Origin of the sequence: Microbacterium sp. NPDC076911 (assembly GCF_040687125.1) — a bacterium.
GTDB lineage: Bacteria > Actinomycetota > Actinomycetes > Actinomycetales > Microbacteriaceae > Microbacterium.
Genome location: NZ_JBFBMP010000004.1, coordinates 1 through 23,608, shown reverse-complemented (window position 1 = coordinate 23,608; position 23,608 = coordinate 1). Strand labels below are relative to the sequence as shown.

The window sequence follows — 23,608 nt, the reverse complement described above, 5'->3', positions numbered from 1 at the left end:
ACGACCAAGGCTTCTGGAGGTCTTCGACGCCGCACGTCCCGCTGTGTGCATTCTCAGTGCGCCTAGTGGATTTGGAAAGACAACGCTTGTTCGCGATTGGATCAAGTCTCGTGAGTTGGACGAGTCACGCATGATCGCCTGGGTTCCGCTTACAAGAATCGTCCCGTCCGTGCGAGCATTTTGGGACGCTGTGCTTTGGGCATGTCACCGGGCGGGCATGGTTGACGCGTCTTACGTCGGTGCAGTGAGGAGTGCAGATCACATCGGCGACGATTTACTTCAACGTGTTGCGGCTAGCTTTCCACCGCATTCGTTCCTCGTGATTGATGCATATGAGAACGTCGGGACAAACGCTGACCGTCTTGCAGATGAGCTGATGACTCTCGATGCCATGGCCGATGACCTCCACCTCATCGTCACCACACACTCGGCCGGAAACTTCGCAAGTGCCTCGCGTGTGTTGCGAGATGAGGTGCGCGTCGTCACGGCTGATGATTTAGCCTTCAACCTCGAAGAGACAGAGCTACTTCTTGAGCGGATTGACCGTGCCGAAGACGCCAAAGCACTGCATGCTGCGACGAAGGGTTACCCGTTGGCTTTGCGGTCCGCGCTGCTCAGTTCTTCGAATCCGAAAGTAGTCCCACAGTTCGTTCAAGGAGGAGATGCGACAGTGTGGGCGCCGCTTGTTGCCGATCATCTCCGCAACCAAATTCGAGATCCCCGGCTTCTCGAATTCGCGCGCTTGACGTCATTGTGTGCTTTTTTCGACAGAGATCTCGCGGCATCGATTACTGGGTGGAGCGACCTCGACCCAGTCATCGAGACTTTCCAACGCGCGGGGTTGGGACGTTGGATTCCGTTCGGGTACGACCTCGAAGTATTCCAGTACATTGACTCGTTTCGCGAGACGATGCGAGAAGATGCGAGGCGGGGTGCGATCCACGGAGCTGCCCTCGCTCACGCAAATCATGTGTCTGCGCGGTGGTTCGAAAAGCATGGGCTGGTGGAGGACGCCCTCGCACTTGCGATATCAGCAAATTCTCTGGATATGGCAACAGCGCTCACGATGAATCTACTGTTGACGGTGCCCGAAACGTACACGTCTGGTCGTCTTCGCCCGCACCTGAGTATGGTCAGCAAGACCGCGCTGGCGGTGCATCCAATTCTTGCTTTTGCCCTCGGGCTTGGGATGCTGGTCGATCCGCACGCTCGAGCCGGGTCAGTGGAGCTCTTCAACATCGTCAATGAAAATCTCATCGTAGATGCACTCACCCCGCAAGGTCGATTCTTCGAGTACGGAGTTCTCACGGTCAGTCAGAGACTTGCTGGGCGCTTTGATCAGGCCGCGGAGTCAGCCGAGCGTGTCTGGACGACGTATCGCGAACTCTCGGACTCAGAGCGAAATTCTCTTGGTTCGCTCGCTACCGTTGCGCTTCGCAACGCTAGCTACGCCTTTCTTCAGGCCGGGTTGGTGGACACAGCGTCAGAGGTTCTGCGGGCTGCACTGCTTGGAAGCGAGCCTGGATCAGAGCAGAATTTCACGCTCGCATTCGCTTCGGGAGTCAACGCGATCGAGGGGCGGAGTGACTTGGCTGTTTACGCGTTAGATCGCCAGGATCCGCAGTCATGGCCACGTAGGCTCAACCGGTCGTATATGAGTCTTCTGGGCGAGGTCGGCGCTGCCCAGGTGCGTCTCGACGCGCTCGATGCGGAAGGCGTCGCCGCGTTGATAACCGAAGATGCCGCCTATGTGCGCGACTCCGAGTTTTGGCCATTTGCTGTCGCGATGTCGATGCGCGCCGATCTCGCACGCGGAAATGCGGAACTTCGAGCGTTGTTGATGGCGAAGAAACTCACCGAAGCTCCCAAACCCCCAGGAATCGGCAACAATTTCGGCACCGCGCTTGTGTATAACGAACTGGCGTTACTTTGGCTTGCATGTCGAAGGTTCAACCTTGCTCGAGAGGCCCTCGCCGCGTTCGGCGCTCCTCACGCTCAGCTTTCTTCGGCCCTGATCTTGTTCCCGCTCGTGCAGGGCGACTTCAATGAGGCGATCAGGCAATCAAAGATTTCTCTGGATCGTCACGGCCATACCCGACGTTCGAGGGCCTCCGTCGCGTTGTTATCGGCCGCGGCCGCGGCTCAGCGAGGGAGTGCAGAGTTCGCAATCACCCGGCTGAGGTCAGCGGTCGTTGACTTTCAGATGTATGGGATTCGATCGGACGTGTTGCTGTTGCCGCTGCCCGCACGAGAGGCGCTTTGTCGTCTCGCTGATGCGCACGGACTGGATGTGCGTGAGTACATACCTGAAAGCCTTCACGTGCCGTTTCTCATGGTTGAATCTCCGGTTCCCCGTCTCTCTGCCAGTGAGAGAAGGGTGCTTCAGGCGTTGATGGCCTCAAGATCAGATACAACCGCGACGCTTGCCGCGAGTCTCTTTGTGTCGGTCAACACTTTGAAGTCACAGCTCTCAGCGATCTATCGCAAACTTGGAGTCAGCTCACGCGAGCAAGCGGTGGAGCGTGCTCACTCGCTCGGCCTCTGAGAACGGGCGTAAACCTCCTAGGCTCCACAGAAAAGCCCCCGGGTCGGGTCCCCTTCTTCTCAGTTCGGACGCAGGCCCCCTCTCATCCTCTGGTGGACTACTGGTGCGCGTATTATCTATCGAGCAGCTCCCAAAAAAACACAGCCTCTCTCGTGGCCCGGTTGAACGCCGGCTTGAGCTGAGTTGCGAAGTAGGGCTCTGTTACGTGCACACAAGGTTCTTGAGCACTACACCTACGAAAAACCCCACGACGGTGCGCGGTATGGCGGGGTTGAGTGCGTGATTCCAGGTTCAAGAAGACGCAGATTTCAGAATGTCTCGAATGCTCCGAATACGCTCTTGCGACATGGGCGGCGCCTGGGCGACCGACTTGAGGATCTGGTCGAGGTAGGGCGGCTTAGGGGAGATCGTAGCCAAGTGCGTCGAAATCTTCTTCGGTCATCGGTCTGCGTTCCGTGTTATCGACCACGCTAAAAACCCCATCCACTGAAACTGACAACGTACCTTCAGTCAAGCTGAATGCTACGAAAGTAACACGGTGATCGCAGCACCAGAGTATCTGGGTACTGCGACCACCGTTAGGATCAAGGAGCGGTTAACTCTCGATCCATGCACCGCTACGCTCCAACTCGAAGCCCAGGATGTCCGCGTTCACGATGATCTCGTCGCTGAGCGTCACACCGACCTTGATGAGAGCAATCGTCGATGTGTGGCTGTACACGGCGGCTCCGTCAGCGGTTGCACTTGGCTCCGCAGCGTTGGGAATGATGACGTCCTCGGTATCCTCGAGATCAAACAGGGATTCAGCGCAGTCTTGCACGGACACCCCGCTTGCCAGGTCTTGCGCGAAGTGGAACCCGCGTGCCGGGTCAGCTTCATCGAGGCCAGCCAGTGACCCACCCCGCACCGAGAGCGCGTTGCCCGCGCGCTCCTCGTTCGGTACAGCCTCTGCGTCCATGACAACAGTGCTGTAGTAGTCGTCCGATTTGTCCAGCAGGATCTGGACGGCTGCATCGACGTTTCCGTCTGTGGCGAGGTAGTTTTCGTAGAACGTGTAGCTGATCGTTTGGAGGCGTCCCTGATCATCTGCAGATTTGACGGCGGCGGCCAGCTCGGCCTGCGTCGCCACCTAAAAATTGTCGAGAAGTGAAGACATCGCCTTGTCACGTTCTATCTCGACGAGGTTGTCTTGGACGAGCGCTTTCAGGATCGTATCCCGCGCACCCTCCGCATCTGCCGGGGCTGCGTCATCGTTTGCTGCACTGCAAGAGGTGAGCGCGAGCATTCCAGCGAGTGCACCTGACAGCAAAAGAGTGGCCGCGCGGTTGCGTGTGTTGAAAATCATTGTCTGTGTACTACTTTCTGTGCGCGAGTGGTACAACGACGCGAAGTCGAAAAACGAGGCCGGTAGCGTCTAGTGGTTACCGCGCATCAGCGCAGTTCTTCGCCCGTGTGCAGGTGCTCGTGTGAGAGAAGCCACGTATCGACGGCCTCGGGGCGATATCGAGGAACTCGACCAACGCGTATGAACGCGGGGCCACGACCTGTGATGCGCCATTCGTCGATGACGCGGCGGGTGACGCTCAAGCGATCAGCGAGAGTGTCGGGGGTTATAAGTGAGTCAAGCAACGGTGTGCTGACGACGGGACTAGCCATGGGGGAACGTTTCGAATGTAGGACCCGAAGCGCCCGAAGTACTGCCGCTATGCGGCTCGACGGCACACCCGTGTGGGTCAACCAAATCCGAGAGGGGCGAATTGGCCGACCATCATGACTGGTTCTTGGCCGCCTGGCCCTCGGCGGGCCCGTCTGTGGACCCTCACGGCTTTAGTTAGTTCCCCGTGTGCTCTCACGATATCGCTTGTTACATCTATTGAGCAAGCACCAAACTGTAAAAACATTTAGCCGGGAGAGCCATGGGTACGGTCAAGCCGTACGAGACGAAGACGAAAGGTCGCCTGTACGAGGTTTGGTACACCCGGCCGAACGGCACGCGCGGGCACGCACGGGGGTTCCAGCGAAGGCGAGACGCCGAAGCGCATCTCGTAAGCGTCGAGTCATCAAAGCTCAAGGGTGCCTACGTCAACCGGTCCGACGGTAAGGCGCAAATTGACACTCTCGGTCCTGATTGGCTGTCCCGTCACGAAGCTCGGCTAACCTCGTCGAGCTTTCATTCCGTAGACAGCGCCTGGCGGGTGCATGTTCAGCCGAAGTGGGGACACTATTCGGTGGGCGCCATCACTCGACGTGACGTGCAGGTCTGGCTGAACGAGCTGGGGGAGCAACGCTCACACACGACAGTCGCGCGCGCACGGGACCTGCTCGCGGGCATCCTGGATGAGGCTGTCGAGGATAACCGGATCAACAAGAATGTTGCGAGAGACCTCTCGATCAAGCGAAAGCCGATCGCGGACGAGGTCTTTCTGTCTCACGCCCAGGTTGAGGTTCTCGCGAACGCATCACGCTACCCAGGCCTCGTACGCTTTCTGGCTTACACGGGTCTTAGGTGGGGCGAGGCAACCGCCTTGCGCGTGCGAAATGTGGATCGGGTTCGACGTCGCTTAACAATCTTGGAAGCTGTTGCCGAGGTGAACGGCAAGCCCGTACCAGGGGGAGTGAAGTCACACGAAAAGCGCGTCGTAGCGTATCCCGACTTCCTTGACGCCGATATTGAAGCAGCGTGCGTAGGGAAGGGTCAGGATGAGCGGCTCTGGTACTCAGAGAGCGCGGGATGGCTCAGACCCGGCAATACCGTCTCGGGCTGGTTCGCGGGCGCTGTGAAGCGAGCGCAGAAAGACGATCCGTCGTTCCGGCGGGTGACACCTCATGACCTCCGCCACACGGCAGCGTCGTTGGCGATTAGCGCGGGCGCGAACGTCAAAGTGGTGCAACGGATGCTCGGCCACAAGTCGGCCAAAGTTACGCTCGACACGTACGCGGCTCTGTTCCCGGATGACCTCGATGCGGTCACCACAGCGCTCAGCGCTCAGCGTGCATCGCAGGTGGCTGCGGCCACAGACCAGAGCGCGGGAAGCGCACTTGCGGATAGCCCCGAATGACCGGCTGCCGTGGTGCAATTTGGTGCACTTTGGTGCAATTTGGTGCAGTAATACATGCGAACGGTTGCGAATACGTGTGAGCAAGTGTGTCGGAAAACCGCGTAATTACGCGGAAAAGCGCCTGCTCGCGCGTATTCATGGGATCATGCCCGTGGGTTCAAATCCCACCGTCACCGCCACTCAAAACCCCCGCACTTCCCTTGTAAACACTGGGATCGCGGGGGTTTTGCTTTGCCTGAAAATGGCCAAGTGAGAAAGAAATGAGAAAGAACGGGTTTTCGAGCGCGCCGAAGTGGGCGCTTTCGTAGCGGCCGCGATGGCTTCGGTGGAGAGATCAGTTGCTGTCGGAACGAGCGCGGTCAAGCGCATTTGCGACCGCATCGAGATCGTCGTCAAACAGATCTGAGTATGTGTCAAGCGTCATCGCTGCCGACGCATGCCCGAGCATCCGTTGGACTGCTTTGACGTTTGCTCCGGCACTGATCGCCAAGCTCGCGGCAGTGTGACGCAGATCGTGTGGGGTGAGGCGGGGGAAAGTGTCGTCGGCGCGATGGGCTCGCTTGACGGCTCCGGCGAACCAGCCGTCTTGTGAGTTTGGAAGGCGGAGGTGCTCGGCGCCTGAACCGAACAGCAGATCCGTACCGCGTTTTCCTAGAGTTTGTGCACCGATCATTTGGTCGAGGAACGACGGATATGGCACCGAACGGCTCTTGTGCGACTTCGGCGTCCCGACATGCAGCTTTCCATTGACCATTACCGCATTCTCTTGGACGGACACCCGGCGACGTGTCGCGTCCAGGTCTTTGACCCGTAGGGCTGTCGCTTCGCCCCAACGGAGTCCGGTGTATGCGAGGAAGTAGATGAGATCAGGGTGCTGAGAGGTCTCGGCCAGCTCGCGAACCTGCCCGTGACTGAGATATACCCGCGGCTTGGCCTGCTTCTTTGGTAACCGGACACCGCGCGCAGGATTGTCTGGAATGCGTCGATCACGCACTGCAATGTCGAGAATTGCAGCGATCACCCCGTAACAACGGATGACGGTCACCGCTCCATGTTGACCGGTGAGGGCCGCGACCCAGTTGCGAACCTCGCTGTGCTTGATTGAGTCCAGTCTGCGGTTGCCCCACTTGGGCCTGACATGAATACGCCATGCCGATTCGAGGGGGTGCATCGTCGATGGTTTGAGCACGGCTGCTTGGCTGGCAAGCCACTCGTCACCCAGTTCACCAACCTTGATCAGAGCGCTTGAGGGGTCAATGTAGCTGCCCTGTCAACAAGCGGTGTGACGCGCTTGGTTAGCGCGTCGGCCGCAGCCTGGGCGGCGCCTCTCGTGGTGACTGTGACGGTAGCAGTCGTGCGGCGGTCGCTGGTGGCCTCCAGGTGGATGCCGAGGTGGTCGAGGATGAGCAACACCGTGTCGAAGGAGGTGCCACCGTTGCCTCGCTCGAGGCGGGCGAGCGACTGACGGGTGATGCCGACAGCGTCGGCGACGTCCTGCTGGGTGAGGTTCCGCTGGACGCGGGCGTTCTTGACCAAGCGGGCGAGGTCTGATGGTGTCTGCAACTTCACGTCGACCACCTCCATCTATGTTCGAAAAATAGCACCGCGAGTTTTTGTTAGGAAAATCTACCATCTAATTCATGTGAGGTAAATAGAACATCGAATCGATGTATCAAAAATACAACACCTCCAGGCGCACCCCGGAAGGCCGAGTTGAAGCCGGGTGCGCCGCGCGCGGGAATGCGGGGCGCGCGGACGGCAAACTGGACCTCGAGCGACTCGACCGCGGCCACTTCTTCGCCGCGCAGGAACCGTCGGCCACGCTGCTCGCCTATGGCTGGGTATCGAAAGTGACGCTACGTAGACCTGCTTCGACAGTTCGACCAGACGCGCGACCCCGCCGCACTCGTCGCGTTTATCCCCTGCCGTGAAGGTGAGTTGAGCGTCGCGAAAAGGGCACCGGTGCCTCTCGAGGCGTGAACAAAAGTGTGAATGATTGAGGAGATCGGGTGTAGCCGCGGAGAACTCGCCGCCCGTGCGATCGTGGGGGAGTGCAGGGTTTGAGATCGAATGCAGTCGGGGTGACCCTCGCACATTAGGGTTCAAATGCCACTATTACCGCCAGAAAATGCCCGATCAAAAGCATATTATCTGAGCAGGTGTGAACAAAACGTGAAGAAACGTGAACAGCCCGTGGATATCTCCACGGGCTGTTGCTCGTTTGAAACCCTCGTTGTCCGCAGAGCATCGGCTGGTGAACGAGATATATCTGCCGCTGGGATCGCACTGGGGGAGATCTGGCTGGCCGCCGAAACCGAGAGTTCCGCCTATTGGCCGTCGTCACTCCACTCTTGCCAGAGGTCGGAACTTTAACCAGGCTAAATCACTGTTCGAGTCGCCGCCAGGTGTTTGGGTTGAGTCCACCCGTGCGCACCCTTGAGCGGTCCGAGCGGTGGGGACTCAGCCGAGTAGCGCGTATGCCCCACTGTTTGCACGCGCCTCATTTCGCATCGTGCCGATTCCCTCGATGCCACACGCGACAATGTCGCCAGGCTGGAGGTAACGCGGCGGATTCTCACCCATTCCCACACCAGCTGGGGTTCCCGTGAAGATGAGGTCTCCGGGCTCAAGCGTGACGATGTGCGAGAGGTACGAAACGAGATATGCGGGAGAGAAGATCATGTCGGCGGTCGACGCGTCTTGTACCCGGTCTCCATTGATCTCGCACCAGATGCGCGCGCGTGTAGCGTTATTGATCGAGGGCAGATCGACGATCACCGGTCCGACTGGCCCAAACGTGTCAAACGACTTGCCGAGACCAAACTGTGGCGGTGCGCCAAGCATTTGAACGTGCCGGTCAGAGATGTCTTGCCCCACCGTGGCACCGGCAATGTAAGTCAGCGCCTCCGATTCGTTCACCCGACGCGCTTGCCGCCCCACCACTAGAACGAGTTCGACCTCCCAGTCGACCGAAGGGGAAACCACATCGATCTGGCCAGCGGGACCGGTCAAGCAATTCGGGAACTTCGGAAAGACCATGGGGAAGTCGGGGATGAGAAGTTTCGATTCGTTGGCATGTGGCGCATAGTTCAATCCAACGGCAAGGATTTTCGACGGTGCCGGAACGGCTGCGTCAAGATCCTCGATCGCGACTGCACCATCGCTCACCTGGCCTTCGAGATACTGAGCGGCGCTCGCGCTAAGGTCGGCGAATCGCGGGATAGCCTCCATCACGTTGTGCGAGAACGCTGACCCGCTGATGCGCTCGAGATCAAAAAATTCGTCTCCTACAACGAGTACGGCACGGCCCTTACGGTTGGCCAATGTGAAGCTCATAGTTGTCCTTGTGTCTGTGTTTTAGGTGATGGTCGGTAGTCAGAAAGAAGAGAACAGTTCGGCGAAGCGGTCGCCGATCAGTTTGTAGCCCGCGGCGTCCGGGTGCAGCCCGTCGTAGAGATGCGCGGCATCGGCCTCAGCGAAAAGAGATCGACCGTCGAGGAATAGCAGCGAGGCGTCGTTTCTTTGGGCGACAAGTCGCTGCAAGATGTCGCGTTCAAGTTCGAGGGTCAAGACGCCCGGTCGATCGCCCCGGTCGGGCGTGCCGACGAACTGTGCGCCCGCGGAAAGAACGGTCGGTCCGGGTATGTGCTCGTGAGCAGGGCATGCAATGGGGGAGATCAGCACGATTCGAGTCTCGGGATGGCCATCTCGAATGGTGTCGAGAAATCCGTGCACGGCGGGACCGAACGTTCGCACCCGCAGCGCATCGGCATTGAGCGGATTGATGCCGACTTTAAGCGTAATGACATCGGCGGGCAGGTCCCGAATGGTGCGTGCGACGAACTGGTCGAGCATCGCCTGGCCACCGAAACCCATATTGGTGAGCTGCCAGCCCAGCTGCCGTGCGGCTACCGTCGGCCAGGTACCCAGAGGGCCGTCGGCGTCGGCACTGTGACTGATCGAACTCCCATAGTGGATCCACTTCGTGGCAGTTTCTGGTCGCGCGGCCGTCACGGTGCCATCGCTGCGCAGCGCAAGGATGGTGACATTTGCAGTGTGAGGCAACCACAATTGAACACGACGCTCGGCCCCAGTAGCAGGACCCAGAGTGAAGCGTATTGAAATGAAAGGATCGTGGCTACTGCGGTCAATATCGTCGGCCGAACGTGCCCGCACACGGGTGCCGCCGGTCGACACCACCCGATCGGTCGGCTCACCATCAACGGTCACTTCGAACACCGCCGGCCTGGCGGAATCTGCTGCCTCGAGGGGGAGAGTGCGCACGAGTAGCGCATCTAACTCCAATACCGACGCTGCCGTCAAGAAATCAAGAAATATGCCGGCCGACTGGTCTGCCACGCGTGCCATGGCGCTATCTGCATGTTGTGAGTTCGTCCACTCCGGCAAACGAAGCGGCTCTAGCGCGCCGTGACTCGTGCGAAAAAAAGTGGTCCCGCGCATCAACTCACGTACGTTGGTAAGGGGTAGTTCGATCACGCGAAATCTCCGGGTTCTGGTGCGGGTGGTGGCGTCACGCTGAATGGGGCTACAGAGATGAAGGCGCCGGCAGCTGCCGAAGCGTGCAGTGCCTCGGTGAAAGAAACCGCGTGCATCGCGGCGATCGGGTCTCCGTGATTCTCACCAAGGTATTTGCCTGTCAAGAGTTCGATGAACTCTCGCGCCGGCTCGGTCGCCGGATACGCGTGTCCGATATGCGGGGAACGTAGCTGGAGGATCTCACCGCCGGCACGTTGTAATTCGGCGCTGCCGGCGATTAAATCGTGATCCACGGTGCCGTGAGTTCCGATGTATCGGATCCTTTGGCGTAGCGGCATGTTCGCGTGGAGCGCGCCCGTTGCGGCGGCTGAGCAAAGTGCCCCGTTCGTGAGTCGAAAGATCACGGCATCCTCTACGTCGACGGACAGACCCCTGTTGGAGGTCATCCCGCCAACCGAAGTGGCGTTTTCTCCGGTGGTCCAAAAGACCGCTGAGGCGGCGTGGCTCAGCTGAGTGATAGCTTGGCCGCTTCCGTTGACGGAGGAATAGCTCGATGTCGCATTGTCCGCGCACGTGCGAGCGAAAAGTTCACCTGCGCGTGACGAGAACTCGATGATGACCTGCACAAGTTCACCGATTTCTTCGCGAACCCACACCCGCGCTTTCGATGCTGCAGGCGCGTATTGCGCCGTATATCCGACTGCGAGGAGCAAGTCGTGTTTCTGTGCTGTAGCGACGAGGTCGAACGCATCCGTCGATGTCAGAGCCAGCGGCTTTTCCACAAGTACCGGAATCCCGGCTTCAAGGAGTGCCTTCGTTGCGCCGTGATGGAGAGCATTGGGGCTAGCCACGAGCGCGGCATCGATGGATGCGCTTGCGATGAGCTCCTCAACGTCTGTGAATACGAGGGGCACGTCATAGTCTCGGGCGACATCGGTCGCGAGGGGGACGCGCGGCTCGATGATTGCCTCGATCGTGGCCAGCGGGTGGGCGCGAAGAGTGGGCAGATGATGGGTGGTGGACCACCAACCGGCGCCGATAACCGCAATGCGTAGGGGGTCTCTCATGCGAGCGCCCCCGTGCCCAGCAAGCGCCCGAGGTTGCCGCCCATAATCCTCGCGACGTCATCGGCTTCGAGGTAGCTCAGACCAGACCTCACGAGGTCTATCGTGGCGCGATAGCTGATCTGCTGTGTGCTGACCGGTGCATCTGAACCCCACAGCAGTCGGCCAGGACCGAACGCATCTACGATGCGGGGGAGACGCTCCACCGCATCTGTGTACGGATAGCTCAAGCTTGAGACATACCGAAATCCGGATATGTTGACAAAGACGTTGGACCGGCGACTCAGCTGAGCGAGCAAGGAAAGCTCATCGTCCGATTCTGCGTGCCCTTGGTGATGCAGCAAAATGGGTAGTTCAGGGTGCTGCGCGGCCAGTTCGTTGAGCGAGTGAAACCATGGCGGTTTAGCGTGCAAGCTCGCGACGAGTCCCAATTTCACTGCCCTCTCGAAAAACGCGTGCCCATCGGCATCGCTGAACCAGCCGTCATCCGTGCCGCGGACATAGTGCGTAAAGCCCTGTGCTCCGGCCGACTCTTGTTCAAGACGATCGGCAGCCCCAGAAGTGTGGTAAAACGGCGACCAACGAGAATCAACGTCAGCTACCCAACTCAGCCGACTCGGGTGCTCAGCGGCGGACGCGCGAACGTAGCGGTTGTTATGGGCGTTATCGGTGGCGGCACCGGGCCCGCCAGTATTCGCAGCCACAATCAGGGCGCGACCCACGCCATTTTCGTCCATGCGGCGCAGGAGCGTGGTTGTGCTGGCGTGGGTGCGTGGATCGGGGACGGACGTACGATACGGCCAACGCTCCCAAGCGTGGCAGTGCGCATCGAAAATCATGAGAATCCGATCAAGAATGGTTCGATTCCGACACCGGGTTCGAGTGACGGCTTGGGGACCGCGGCGGGATGGCCCAAGCCAACAAGCACTTCCGCGAGCCTCGCCGGTCCCATCGCGCCGAGTAGATGCACGGCCCACGGGTGCATGGCGGCGCCATGGGGGGCAAAACGTAAACCCCGAGCGGCAGCGATCGTGCCGATCGTCGATGCAGTTGCTAGTCCGCCGCACCAGGTGACGTCGACTTGAACGACGTCGACGCACCTGTTGTCCATGAAGCGAAGAGCATCATTGAGTCCGAAGATGTGCTCGCCTCCGGCGATTTGAATGGGGTGCACACGAGCACGTAGTTCGGCGTAGCCGGCAAAGTCGTCACTCAGAAGTGGCTCTTCGATCCACAGGACCCCTAAGCTTCGCGCATCCTGTGCGAATGCCGTTGCGTAGGGAATGTCCCAGGACATAAAGCAGTCGACGGAGACACTGGTGTGATCAGGCAGTAGGTCGCGAACCGCGGCAACGTCATTCAGGTTTTGCGCGTAGCCGGCTACACCGTCGGCCGGACCGAATCGCATAGGAATTTTTACGGTCAGCGCGTCTTCGACTAGCTGTGTGTCGAGATCGGGAATCGCGCGCGTATCGGGACATGTGAGGTAATACGGGATGGGCCCAGGTTCACCCCCGAGCATCGTAACGAGAGGAACGCCGAGTGCGCGCGCTGCGAGATCCTGAAGCGCGAGCTCAAGGGCAGACAGCCCCATCGAAAGAACTCCTCCAGCGGCATAGGGAAGTGCTGCGCGGTACAGCTGCTCGATGGTTCGCGTGCGTTCGAGAGCAGGGGCACCGAGCAGAAGAGGCCGCAGATGGTGCTCGATCAGTGCCGCTGTTACGGCGCCTCCGCGGGTCTGCCCGATACCGAAAACCTTCGGATCATCGGTAGTGATGTAAATCCACACAAGGTCGCCGCCGGGGCCGCGCCATGTGCTGCGGCGCTCCGAATACTGGGGATACCAGGACATCGGGGTAGAAACTTTACTTTCGTCGAGCCACGTACCGGTAGAGAACGGTGTGGTCCTGATCGCTATGTCGCGAATCTGCATGAGTTATGCCGACTTCCTCGTCACTGGGTTGCACTGGTTACGGCAAGCCTAGTAGAGTCCACGACAGCAGTTCAACATACGAGACAAGCGTTCAACCTGTTGAACGCTTAGCACAGTGGAGTGATCATGTCAGAAGCGAAGCGCGAAAGCGCTCCCGCCGTTGCACGCGCCTTGGAAATTCTCGAATTTCTTGCGGCGACAGGGGGGAGTGTTCGGATGAGCGACTTGGCCGGCCAGCTCGGCATGCCCAAGTCGTCCACACACCACGTTCTCTCTGCCTTGCTCGACGCGGGTTGGCTTGAACGCGAACCGACCACCAAAGAAATTACGCTTGGACTGCGGGCGTGGGAGGTCGGCCAAGCGTACGATGCGGCGCAAACGCTGAGTCAACGGGCGCAGCCATTCATCGACGCAGTCCGCGACGAGCTCGGCGAGACAGTAAGGCTCGCGATTCTCTCCGAGCACGACAACGTGTGCATCGCCAAAAGCACTGGGCTGCACACTCTCGTGTTCGACCAAAGGGTGGGCGCCCGCCTCCCCGCGCATGCGACAGGCCTCGGCAAGGCACTACTCGCTGGACTCTCCCCTGCGCAAATTGGCGAGCGCTACCAGGACTATGCATTCGAGCCATTTACTGAGAACACGCTCGTCTCGGTAGAAGCGCTCGAGAATGATCTTGCCCAGATCCGTGAACGCGGATGGGCTGATGACAATGGGGAATTCATCCTCGGCATTCAATGCATCGCGCTACCTGTTCGCTCACGAACGGGAGACGTGCTCGCCGCGATTTCCGTCAGTGTTCCCTCTGCACGATTCGACCAAGAACACCAGGAGAAGACCACTGTGTTGCTCACGCAAGCCGCCGCGGCACTCTCAGAAAGATTGAGTTCAGGAGTGGCACGTTCGTGAAAACAATGGATGCTCTAGTGCTCGAAGCTTTCGGCACAATGGTCGTGGCGAAACGACCAGTTTCAGATCCCGCCCCCCACGAGGCGATGGTGCGCACCATCGCGACCGGTATTTGCGGCTCGGACCTTCATGGTTTCACCGGGCATAATGGCCGTCGATTCCCCGGTCAGGTAATGGGCCATGAGTCTGTGGGCAGAGTCGTCGGCTACGGAAGCGAGGTCGATCCGAGAACGGTGCCGCAGCTCGGGGCGGCAGTGACATTTAATCCCACGATCTCGTGCGGAGCATGCCCCGCGTGCGACTCAGACCTGGCGCAAATTTGTCTATCCCGGCAGGTCATCGGAGTCAATGAAGAGATCAGCGCCGCTTTTGCGGAGTATGTCACGGTGCCCGCGACGAACCTGGTCGCGCTGCCCCAAAACATGCCTGCGCACCACGGCGCGCTTGTCGAGCCTCTCGCCGTGGGTTATCACGCCGGCATCCGCGGGGGAGTGCATGGAGGGTCTACTGTGCTTGTCATCGGGGCTGGGCCGATTGGTCAAGCCGCGATTCTCGCCGCGCAACGTCTCGGTGCAGCACGGGTGCTCGTGAGTGAACCTGCACAATCACGTCGGCAACTCTCAACTGCGCTTGGCGCTGAACTACTTCCGACCGGTGATCAAGTGGACGCCGCACTTGAACTCACAGAAGGCTTGGGTGTCGATGTTGTGATCGACGCGGTCGGATACAGCAAGACACTCGACACATCGCTGCGTTCCGTGCGGAGAGGCGGAGTCGTCGTTCTGGTTGGGATGGGAAGCCCCTCGATCGAACTTGAGGCATTCCGTATTTCTACCGATGAACGCTCCGTGGTCGGAGCATTCTGTTATTCGACTCTTGAGTTCGAGCAAACAGTTGAATGGGCCGCCACGGTACCTGATCAACTCGAAACGCTCATTAGTACCCGGGTCCCCCTCCACGAGGGACCCGGTGCATTTCGCCGTTTAGCTGATGGAAAAAGCGACGAAAGCAAAGTTCTAGTCATATTCCATAACGACTAGGGCCCCCTCGAAAAGATAAAGAAGCACTGTTCACCAAAGGAGACTGAACTCATGACCCACATTACACAGCGTCGACGCAGCCGCGCCGGCATCGCGGGCCCTGCCCTCGGCTTGGCATCCGTGCTCGTCTTGGCCGGCTGCTCGTCTGCATCGGAGGAGCCTTCGGACTCCGGCGAATTGGGCGGAACCGTCACTGCACTCATAACGCCTGGGCAGAACACCGGTCTTGAGCCGATTTACGAACCATTCGAAGAAGAGTCGGGCGTCGCAATCGATGCCGACTTCGTCGATGCAGTCACGCTCATCGAGCAACTTCGAATCCAACTCGACTCGGGCACCGCACCGGACCTCTTCCGCCCTTCGCTTGGCTACGGCACAGTGGGCGCCGTGCCGCTTGGCGAGCAGGGCTACCTTGCCGACCTTACGGACGAGCCGTGGGTTGACGAGATGCCCGCGTCCGTGCGTGATGTTGTGTCGGTCGACGGCAAGGTATATGCATACCCTGCCTCGGCGCAAAGCATCGTGATGTACTACAACAAGTCGGTTTTTGACGACCTCGGCCTCCAAGCACCGAACACGTGGGATGAGTTCATTGAAGTTAACGAGACCGTCAAAGAGGCGGGACTTATTCCCATCTCGCTCGGGCTCGGCACTCCGGCCTTTATTCAGTTCATGCCATTTATGCTTGCGGCCACGTTGGTAAGCGGGGTTGATCCCGACATCGATGCACAGATGGCGGACGGCGATGCGTCTTTCGCAGAGTCAGTGGGATGGAAAGAGACGTTTGAGAAGTTCTTTGGACTGATCGAAGACGGCTACACCACCCCGACCCCGCTCGGCATGCCGAGCGACCAGTCCATGCAAGCCGTAGCTACCGGCGAAGCTGCCATGATTCCCCTTGTCTCGAACAACATTTCGGAGCTCTCCGAGTACTTCGAAAACGGCGTTGATGACATCGGCGTATTTGCGCTGCCTGCCACAAACAATGCTGAAGATACCTGGGTGCCGTTCTCGCCTGAGCTTCTCGCCATCAACGCGGAAGCCGAAAACCCTGCAGGGGCGAAGGCATTTCTGACCTATCTATCTGATCCTGCCCGCTCAAGCGAGTTTGCGGCAGCAACGGGCACGTTGCCGGCATTCATCAACAGTGATCCCGTGGACAACGAGGTCGCTGAGACGCTCGCACCGTTCATCGAAGAAAGCAAGGTCGCGCCCTTCGTGGTGCACCTCTGGCCGAACGGTGAGGTTCAGCAGGTTCTCATCCAGTCCGGTCAGCTTGTTCTAACAGGCGACATTACGATCGACGAATTGCTCGAAGAGATGGACGCAGCCTACGCGATCGGTCGTTCGTGACCTTGAGCACGCCGGCTCCACCTGTGCGCCGCCGGGGGTCCTCCCGGCGGCGCGCCACCCTCACGACACTCGTTCTGGTGGTGCCCGCCCTCGTCGTCTACATCTTCGTGATGATCTACCCAAGCATCGTGGGTGCTGTCACCGCGTTCACAGATGCCCGCGGGCGCAACGACCCCCAGTTCATTGGACTTGATAACTTTGTTCGGCTCATGAGCGACCGGGCCGCGTTGGGTGCACTCGGAAACACTCTCATCATCACGGTGAGCCTCGTCCTCTTCCAGACGCTTCTCGGCCTGCTCCTTGCCGTATTACTCAGTCCACGCCTGCATATATCAGGCATCCTGCGCACCGTGTTCTTCATCCCGTTCGTGCTTCCTCCATTGATCATTGGTGTGCTGTGGCAGTACCTTTACACTCCAGGCGGCCCAATCGACACGGTCCTCGAAGGGCTAGGGCTCGGTTTTCTGGTTCAGAGTTGGCTCGGTGACCCGTCAATTGCGCTTTGGTCGGTTATCGCGGCGATCATCTGGCAGAACGTCGGAGTCTCGATGATCATTTTCATCGCTGGGCTCGAACGGATTCCTGCCGAACTATATGAAGCGTCATCGCTTGATGGGGCCGGAGCATGGTCGACATTCTGGAACGTCACGCGACCGCTGCTCGCCCCAGCAACCACAATCGCATTGACGCTGACACTGGTCGGTAGTTTGAAGCTGTTCGATCAGGTTTTCGTCATGACCGGCGGCGGTCCAGGATACGCAACGCAAACACTGTCGTTGATCATGTACCAGCAAGCCTTCGTGCTCGGAAACTACGGCTACGGAACTGCTATCGCACTGGTACTCACGATTCTGGTGGCCTTCGCCGCGTTCATTCAGGTCACCATTAGCAGACGATACGAGAGAGACGTATGACCCGCCTACGCGCCACATTCGGTTCAGCGCTTCTCGAGATCTTGCTCTTAGGGATCGGAATCGCATTCATCTTTCCCGTGTACGTCCTTTTTGTTATGTCGTTCAAGACAAAGCAAGACATCGCGGTATCTGCTGTCAGCCCGCCGACCTCGCTCTATCTTGATAACTACATTGAGGCGTGGAGAGAAGCTGCGCTGGCTCAAGCACTATTCAACAGTGCGATCGTCACCAGCCTGAGCATGGTCTTTCTCGTTGCGTTGGGCTCGATGGCTGCGTACGGGCTCGTTCGAGCCACAGGAAAGTGGGGTGACATCGGGATCCTCTTCTTCCTGTTGGGAATCACGATCCCCCTTCAGCTAGGAATGGTGCCGCTCTACCAAACGATGCGTGACCTCGGACTTTTGCAGTCGTACACGAGCCTCATCATTTTTCACACCGGTTCGCTCCTCCCCATAACCGTCTTCCTGTACGCCGGATTTATTCGAGCTCAAGACCGCAGCTATGAGGAAGCTGCGTATGTTGACGGCGCGAGCACAATGCAGACGTTCACCAAAATCGTCTTCCCTCTGCTGCGGCCTGTCACCGGCACGGTCATCGTGCTCAACGCCATTCACGTGTGGAACGACTTCCTCACCCCGCTGCTGTACCTCGGTGGAACCGACAAGCGAACGCTGCCTGTCGCAATCTTCGCGTTCAAGGGCGAGTACGCAACCGATTGGGGCATCATTTTCGCCGGTCTCGCGATTGCGATCATTCCAATCGTGATCGTCTTCTTCGTACTTCAGAAATACATCATCAAAGGATTCTCAAGTGGTCTCAAAGGCTGATCAAGCTCACCCCTCCACACTTGCCCGCGTCGGGCTCGAGCTCTCGCTCAAGCCGTTTCGTGGATGGAGTCAGGATGCGCTCGACAACGTGGCGCACACTGTATTCGAACAGTGGGCGAATCTCATTTCCGCAGCGGATTCAACTGCGATCCTCTTATGGATCGCTGACGGGAGCGAGATCCTTGAGTGGCGGGACGAGCTTTCCGATGAGGTCACCTGGGCCAGTTCGGTGGGGTTCTCCAACACCGAGGTCGACCCTTACGGCGTGAACGTTACTCCGGAGATGATCGCCGAACCGTATAGCGATCACATTCCAGTTCTGACATACGCTGACATTCAACGCATTATTGTGACCCTCAAGCGTGTGGGCGAAGCGGCAACGGGAAAGCCGGTGAGTGTCGGTGCCACGTTCGACGCCGGGCCTGAATTCGCCAAGTCTGCGTTCAAGTACGTACGACACCCTGAGCTTGTCGCACGTGGCGAAGACCGGGGCCTCGGCAAGCTCATCCAAATGGTACGCGCCAACTCCCGTCTCAACGAGGATGCGCAACCGTATGCGGCCTTCCCAGAAGGCATTGCTCAAGACACGTCTTTTGGTGAATTTCTCGGGAAGCAAAGCCAGTCATACCTGAGTGCACTGGGATTCGACTACCTGTGGCTCTCTAATGGTTTCGGGTTCAGCGCATATTCCTGGACGCCGCTCGGTGAAACTTTTGACGGCGCCACGTTCGCCCCCGAGCGCGCCGAAGCCGCCAGCGAAAGCATGCTGCAATTCTGGAGAGACTTTGGGCAAGCATGCACGTTCCCGGTCGAAGTTCGAGGTACGAATTTCACGACCGGCATCGACATTGGCGGCGATGCCACACCTGCGCGCGAAATCTACGCCTCCGGTCAGTTTAGAAACCCGCCACCGAACTCGCCGTGGGGGCCGTTGAACGAGGATTTCGGCATCGAGATGTCAGGATATCTCTCACGAATATCAGTTCTTCCGGCGGACGGTTTTCTGTTTCGTTTTTACGCGAACGACCCCTGGTTCTGGCAAAACCCGTGGTGGGACTTCTACAATCGCGAGCCCTTCGATATCTTCCTGCCGCTGAGCGTCGCTCGAATCGACAACGACGGCTGCGCCCAGACGGCGCAAGACATTCAGATACTCGCGATCGACACTCAGGCTGGACAACTCGACGGACGTGTCGGTCAAGAAGTGGGCTCGCGCATCCTGCAAGCGCTCGAAGCAACTCCGGATGAAGCGGGCCCGTTGGTCTGGTTGTATCCGTTTGATGAATATCACGACGACCTCGCCGGGGATCCGGATTCAATCCGACACCCATATTTTGAGGACTGGTATCTGACGGCAGCGCTCAACGCCGGTCTGCCGCTCAATACGGTTGTGTCGACGAGCGCGCTCGAGACTGCGGCAAAAAGTGGCGCGCTCCGCGATCGCACAATCGTGGCACCGACCCGCACGCTCACCGAGAGTAGCGTGAATGCGCTTCGCAAGCTCGTGGTTGCGGGCGCTAGAGTACTCGCATACGGTCCGATTGATCGCGCAAGCGCATCCGGCAAAGTGCTGCTGGGTCTCGCGGAATCACCGACGGGAATTGAAGGCGACCTGCAATTCGTCGGCGACATAGTCGAGGACTGCGTGCAATCAGGGATGCAATCCACGGTGCTTCGCCACATCGCAGCACTTTCGGGTGGCCCGGTGTCGGAGGTTCTGCGAGACGACAGCACCGATGTGGTCGCGCACGCGCACGTATCCGATGGGCAGTCGCGTCGGGTCTACGCGACGAGTCATGCGTTGGGCGAGGGCACTGTGGCATGGGTGCGCGGATCGTCGACGTTTGAAAAATCGCCCGTGGACAACCACGGGCTACGCAATCCCAAGCATCTTGACCCGGCGTTGTTTCGCGATGCGGGTTCCATACTGACGGGCTTGCTGGAGCATCTCGGAACTCACGTCTCTTCACGCCGGCAGACGCTGCACGCATCACGGCCTGTGCAAGCCCTTCACCGCCATGACAACGCGTACTGGATTAGCGGGTATTTGGCCGACCTGACGACCCAGCCGCGACTACGACTGCCGCATGGGGTGCCGGTATTCACCCATACGGAATGTTGGATCGAAGATGGGGTAGGGACCTATCCATTTGGCAAGTCGTACCATCATGAGGGGCGTGTTTTCGTCGACCAAAAGACGGCAGGGACGCTTTCGTGTCGAGAGATCGCGCATTTTCCGTACGGAACTAGCAGAAGCCTGAATGTGCGAGGCCTTGTCGAGGCGAACGTGACCGTCATGGTGTCGAAGGGCTACGCGAGCACAGCCCGAGTCTTGCTTGACGGCCAGCCGATCGAGCCGACACGAAACTCAGACTCGGATGTGCTCGAGATTGCCGGGGTTACTGGCGCGCTCACCATCAGCTGGTAGCGAAACAGATCTGAGAGCGCAGCTTTCGCTTGAGTCGAACGCTGCGCGAGCCGAGAGGACGAAAAGGGCTGTGACGTATCTTGACAAATTCACCGCGGAGCATGTCAGGCTCGGCGGTTCGCGCGACGGCGGGAGCACGCGGGCGATAGATGTGCTCGCGAACGCGAACGACGCGTCTCATTTCCTGCTCGTGCCAAAGATGCTCGTCGTCGCGGACGACGCGAAAGACGTAGGACGCCTCTTGCGAGCGAGTTCCGCATCCTGTGCGCCGATCACACTGCGGTCTGGCGGCACAAGCCTCAGCGGTCAAGGCGTAACCGACGGCGTGCTCGTAGACGTGCGGCGAAACTTTCGCGCGATCGACGTTCTCGACGGTGGTGCGCGCGTGCGGGTGCAGCCAGGCGCGACAGTTCGTCAAGTTAATGCTCAACTAGCAAAAGTCGGTCGAAAGCTCGGGCCGGATCCGGCGAGCGAATCGGCATGCACAATTGGTGGCGTAGTAGCGAATAACTCAAGCGGCATGGCGTGTGGAACCACCGACAACACCTATCAAACTCTTGAATCAATGGTTGTGGTGCTGACGAGCGGCACCTTCGTCGACACGGGGGCACCCGACGCCGATGCTCGACTCCGCCGCGACGAGCCGGCACTGTTCGACGGACTGCTTCAGCTTCGCGATCGAGTTCGCGCCAACCCGGAATCGGTGCGCGTCTTACGGCATCAATTCTCCATGAAGAACACGATGGGTTACGGCCTGAATGCTTTTCTCGACTTTGATGACCCGGCTCAAATCCTCGCCCACCTTGTCATCGGTAGCGAGGGCACGCTCGGCTTCGTCGCAGAAACCGTCTTCCGTACAGTGCCGTTGCTGACCCACGCCGCGACAGGTTTGGTCGTCTTCGATGGGCTTCGAGCGGCGAACGAAGCGCTACCAGAGCTGGTAGCAACGGGTGCCACGGCCATCGAGTTGATGGACGCGACGTCGCTGCGGCTGGGCGCGCGTGAACCCGATGCGCACGCCGTGTTGCGGGACCTAGTCGTCGACAACCATGCCGCGTTTCTCGTGGAATATCAGGCTTCAACACAGGACGAGCTCGATTTGGCGCTGCGGATCGGCTCGGAGGCGTTGAGTGGCCTGCGCCTGCACGCACCTCCTGTGCTTTCGGAGGACCCAGCAACGCGCGCGTCACTCTGGCATGCGCGCAAAGGTCTGTACGCAACTGTCGCTGGCGGTCGGCCGTCTGGAACGACCGCGTTGCTTGAAGATGTCGTCGTTCCCGTGCCGGCTCTGGCAAGAACCTGCGCCGAACTCATCACGCTTTTCGACGCATACGGCTACGACAACAGCGTGATCTTTGGTCATGCACGCGACGGCAACATTCACTTTATGCTCACCGACCATTTTGAGGGGCCGGGGCTAGCGAAGTATAGGGCATTCACCGAGGAGATGGTTGGTCTCATTCTTGGTGAGGGTGGTTCCCTAAAAGCAGAGCATGGCACGGGTCGAGTCATGGCGCCGTTTGTGCGACGCCAATATGGCGACGAACTTTATGCGGTGATGTACCACGTCAAGCAACTTTTCGATCCGGAGGGAACGCTCAATCCGGGCGTCGTGATTTCGGATGATTCCGAAGCGCATCTGAAAGACATCAAGGTCACGCCCGCGGTTGAGGCAGAGGTGGATCGCTGTGTCGAGTGCGGATATTGCGAACCGGTGTGCCCGAGCCGTCAGCTCACGCTGACGCCGCGGCAGCGAATAGTTGTTCGACGCGCGATTGCCACTGCGACGGCATCAGGTGATGTCGTGCTCGCGGCTGAGCTTGAAAAAGACTACGAGTATCAAGGCCTTCAAACGTGTGCCGTTGACGGCATGTGCCAGACGGCGTGTCCGGTGTCAATCAACACCGGCGACCTGGTGCGACGTTTGCGCGAGCCTGCGCACCACGCTCTTGAGAAAAAGGTGTGGTCCGTTGCTGCATCGAAATGGAACGTGACGACGAAGGCCGCCAGCGCCGCACTGTCGGCGACCGCCGCACTGCCGGCTTCGCTAGACTCGATCGTTCTCGGAGTGAACGGTTTGGCGCGGGCCGTTATGGGTACGGACGTCGTGCCGCTGTGGTCGCCTGAAATGCCCTCCGGCGGACGAGGGCGTGCCCGCACTGCCCCGGTGGGGTCTCCTGAACTGGTCTACCTTCCGGCGTGTGTCAACGTGATGTTTGGACCGGCTCGCGAAGGTGCGGGTGTACAGCAGAGCTTCGAGGAGCTGTGTGCGCGCGCTGGCATCCTGATGATCGTGCCGAGTGACATCGATTCGTTGTGCTGTGGCACGCCGTGGTCGTCTAAAGGGCTTTCCGGCGGTGGCTCCTTCATGAAACAGCGCATGCTGTCAACGTTGCGCTCGGCAACGCGCGACGGAGAACTGCCGGTGGTGTGTGACGCATCATCATGTTCCGAAGGGCTCGTGCACTTGAGTCAATCAGACACGGAAGAACCGCGTATCCGGGTCATCGATGTGGTGGATTTCGTTGCGGAACGTATCTTGCCCCGCCTGCCGTCGATCGAGAAGATCGAGACGCTCGTGCTCCATCCGACGTGTTCGTCTGAGCGGCTGGGCATCAACACTCAGCTCGAAGCTTTAGCGCATGCGGTCGCTGAGAAGGTCGTGATTCCGGATGCGTGGGGCTGCTGTGCATTCGCTGGAGATCGCGGGATGCTTCACCCAGAACTGACCGCCTCGGCGACCCGCGAGCAGGCAGCGCAAGTGCGTGAGCTTGCCGCCACCTCGCACGCGAGTTGCAACCGTACCTGCGAGCTTGGCATGACGCGCGCGACGGGTTCCGAGTATCAGCATGTGATCGAGCTATTGGCATCAGCGACTCGTCCAGGAGGCGACGGGGCAGGTTAGCGGCCGAGCGTCGTTCAGGACCTTGGCTGCGCCGCCGTACAGGCATCGATGACGCCGTCGAGCACGAGCTTGATGCCCACGACGTGAAGCCAGGGCGAATGCACCTCCGCCGCGAGCTGAACGGCGCGTTCTAC

Annotated in this window: 19 protein-coding genes; 9 read left to right on the top strand and 10 right to left on the bottom strand. The window is 59.3% G+C overall.

All coding sequences use genetic code 11. From position 1 onward, the window contains the following. Positions 1 to 217 precede the first annotated feature (217 nt). Positions 218 to 2,545 carry a LuxR C-terminal-related transcriptional regulator gene (locus AB0O81_RS07095; protein WP_363582686.1) on the top strand — a complete coding sequence of 776 codons (2,328 nt, stop codon included), beginning with the start codon at positions 218 to 220 and terminating at the stop codon, positions 2,543 to 2,545. Between the two features lie 595 nt (positions 2,546 to 3,140). Here the strand turns inward: AB0O81_RS07095 and AB0O81_RS07090 are convergent. The 3 genes from AB0O81_RS07090 to AB0O81_RS07080 form a co-directional block, all read right to left on the bottom strand. Beyond that, positions 3,141 to 3,674, bottom strand: a complete 534-nt coding sequence (locus tag AB0O81_RS07090; RefSeq protein WP_363582684.1) for a hypothetical protein — start codon at positions 3,672 to 3,674, stop codon at positions 3,141 to 3,143. Continuing rightward, complete coding sequence (locus tag AB0O81_RS07085) at positions 3,675 to 3,890, bottom strand: hypothetical protein (protein WP_363582682.1); 216 nt, start codon at positions 3,888 to 3,890, stop codon at positions 3,675 to 3,677. An 86-nt stretch (positions 3,891 to 3,976) separates the two neighbouring features. After that, on the bottom strand, positions 3,977 to 4,201 hold the full coding sequence (locus AB0O81_RS07080) for a DNA-binding protein (RefSeq protein WP_363582680.1): 225 nt from the start codon (positions 4,199 to 4,201) through the stop codon (positions 3,977 to 3,979). A gap of 260 nt (positions 4,202 to 4,461) precedes the next feature. Between AB0O81_RS07080 and AB0O81_RS07075 the strand changes: the two genes are divergently transcribed. After that, entirely contained in the window at positions 4,462 to 5,604 is a 1,143-nt protein-coding gene (locus tag AB0O81_RS07075) for a tyrosine-type recombinase/integrase (protein WP_363582678.1), read from the top strand. A gap of 334 nt (positions 5,605 to 5,938) precedes the next feature. Here the strand turns inward: AB0O81_RS07075 and AB0O81_RS07070 are convergent, their stop codons facing one another. The 7 genes from AB0O81_RS07070 to AB0O81_RS07040 all read right to left on the bottom strand — a co-directional run bounded on the left by AB0O81_RS07070 (position 5,939) and on the right by AB0O81_RS07040 (position 13,017). Then, entirely contained in the window at positions 5,939 to 6,826 is an 888-nt protein-coding gene (locus AB0O81_RS07070; protein ID WP_363583360.1) for a tyrosine-type recombinase/integrase, read from the bottom strand. A 14-nt stretch (positions 6,827 to 6,840) separates the two neighbouring features. After that, positions 6,841 to 7,173 carry a helix-turn-helix transcriptional regulator gene (locus tag AB0O81_RS07065; protein WP_363582676.1) on the bottom strand — a complete coding sequence of 111 codons (333 nt, stop codon included), beginning with the start codon at positions 7,171 to 7,173 and terminating at the stop codon, positions 6,841 to 6,843. An 891-nt stretch (positions 7,174 to 8,064) separates the two neighbouring features. After that, a complete protein-coding gene (locus AB0O81_RS07060; RefSeq protein WP_363582674.1) occupies positions 8,065 to 8,940 on the bottom strand; it encodes a fumarylacetoacetate hydrolase family protein in 876 nt (291 codons plus the stop codon). 39 nt (positions 8,941 to 8,979) lie between these two features. Beyond that, positions 8,980 to 9,972: a GDSL-type esterase/lipase family protein gene (locus tag AB0O81_RS07055; RefSeq protein ID WP_363582672.1), complete on the bottom strand. Its 993-nt coding sequence runs from the start codon at positions 9,970 to 9,972 to the stop codon at positions 8,980 to 8,982. Positions 9,973 to 10,097: 125 nt separating this feature from the next. Next, positions 10,098 to 11,168, bottom strand: coding sequence for a Gfo/Idh/MocA family oxidoreductase (locus tag AB0O81_RS07050; protein ID WP_363582670.1), 1,071 nt, complete (start codon positions 11,166 to 11,168; stop codon positions 10,098 to 10,100). Further along, positions 11,165 to 12,004 (bottom strand): amidohydrolase family protein, encoded by an 840-nt coding sequence (locus AB0O81_RS07045; RefSeq protein WP_363582668.1) that lies wholly within the window; start codon positions 12,002 to 12,004, stop codon positions 11,165 to 11,167. Before AB0O81_RS07045 ends, AB0O81_RS07050 begins: the two co-directional genes overlap by 4 nt. Then, positions 12,001 to 13,017 (bottom strand): enolase C-terminal domain-like protein, encoded by a 1,017-nt coding sequence (locus tag AB0O81_RS07040; RefSeq protein ID WP_363582666.1) that lies wholly within the window; start codon positions 13,015 to 13,017, stop codon positions 12,001 to 12,003. Before AB0O81_RS07040 ends, AB0O81_RS07045 begins: the two co-directional genes overlap by 4 nt. Positions 13,018 to 13,224: 207 nt before the next feature. Between AB0O81_RS07040 and AB0O81_RS07035 the strand changes: the two genes are divergently transcribed. The 7 genes from AB0O81_RS07035 (at position 13,225) to AB0O81_RS07005 (ending at position 23,474) form a co-directional block, all read left to right on the top strand. After that, positions 13,225 to 14,007, top strand: coding sequence for an IclR family transcriptional regulator (locus AB0O81_RS07035; RefSeq protein ID WP_363582664.1), 783 nt, complete (start codon positions 13,225 to 13,227; stop codon positions 14,005 to 14,007). 17 nt (positions 14,008 to 14,024) lie between these two features. Further along, on the top strand, positions 14,025 to 15,047 hold the full coding sequence (locus tag AB0O81_RS07030) for an alcohol dehydrogenase catalytic domain-containing protein (protein ID WP_363582662.1): 1,023 nt from the start codon (positions 14,025 to 14,027) through the stop codon (positions 15,045 to 15,047). A 51-nt stretch (positions 15,048 to 15,098) separates the two neighbouring features. Beyond that, on the top strand, positions 15,099 to 16,400 hold the full coding sequence (locus AB0O81_RS07025; protein ID WP_363582660.1) for an ABC transporter substrate-binding protein: 1,302 nt from the start codon (positions 15,099 to 15,101) through the stop codon (positions 16,398 to 16,400). Positions 16,401 to 16,477: 77 nt separating this feature from the next. Continuing rightward, positions 16,478 to 17,314 (top strand): sugar ABC transporter permease, encoded by an 837-nt coding sequence (locus AB0O81_RS07020; RefSeq protein ID WP_363582658.1) that lies wholly within the window; start codon positions 16,478 to 16,480, stop codon positions 17,312 to 17,314. Next, a complete protein-coding gene (locus AB0O81_RS07015; RefSeq protein ID WP_363582656.1) occupies positions 17,311 to 18,141 on the top strand; it encodes a carbohydrate ABC transporter permease in 831 nt (276 codons plus the stop codon). The genes AB0O81_RS07020 and AB0O81_RS07015 overlap by 4 nt, the downstream gene beginning before the upstream one ends. After that, positions 18,125 to 20,569, top strand: coding sequence for a hypothetical protein (locus AB0O81_RS07010; protein WP_363582654.1), 2,445 nt, complete (start codon positions 18,125 to 18,127; stop codon positions 20,567 to 20,569). The genes AB0O81_RS07015 and AB0O81_RS07010 overlap by 17 nt, the downstream gene beginning before the upstream one ends. 145 nt (positions 20,570 to 20,714) lie before the next feature. Continuing rightward, a complete protein-coding gene (locus tag AB0O81_RS07005; protein WP_363583358.1) occupies positions 20,715 to 23,474 on the top strand; it encodes an FAD-binding and (Fe-S)-binding domain-containing protein in 2,760 nt (919 codons plus the stop codon). The last annotated feature ends 134 nt before the right edge of the window (positions 23,475 to 23,608 follow it).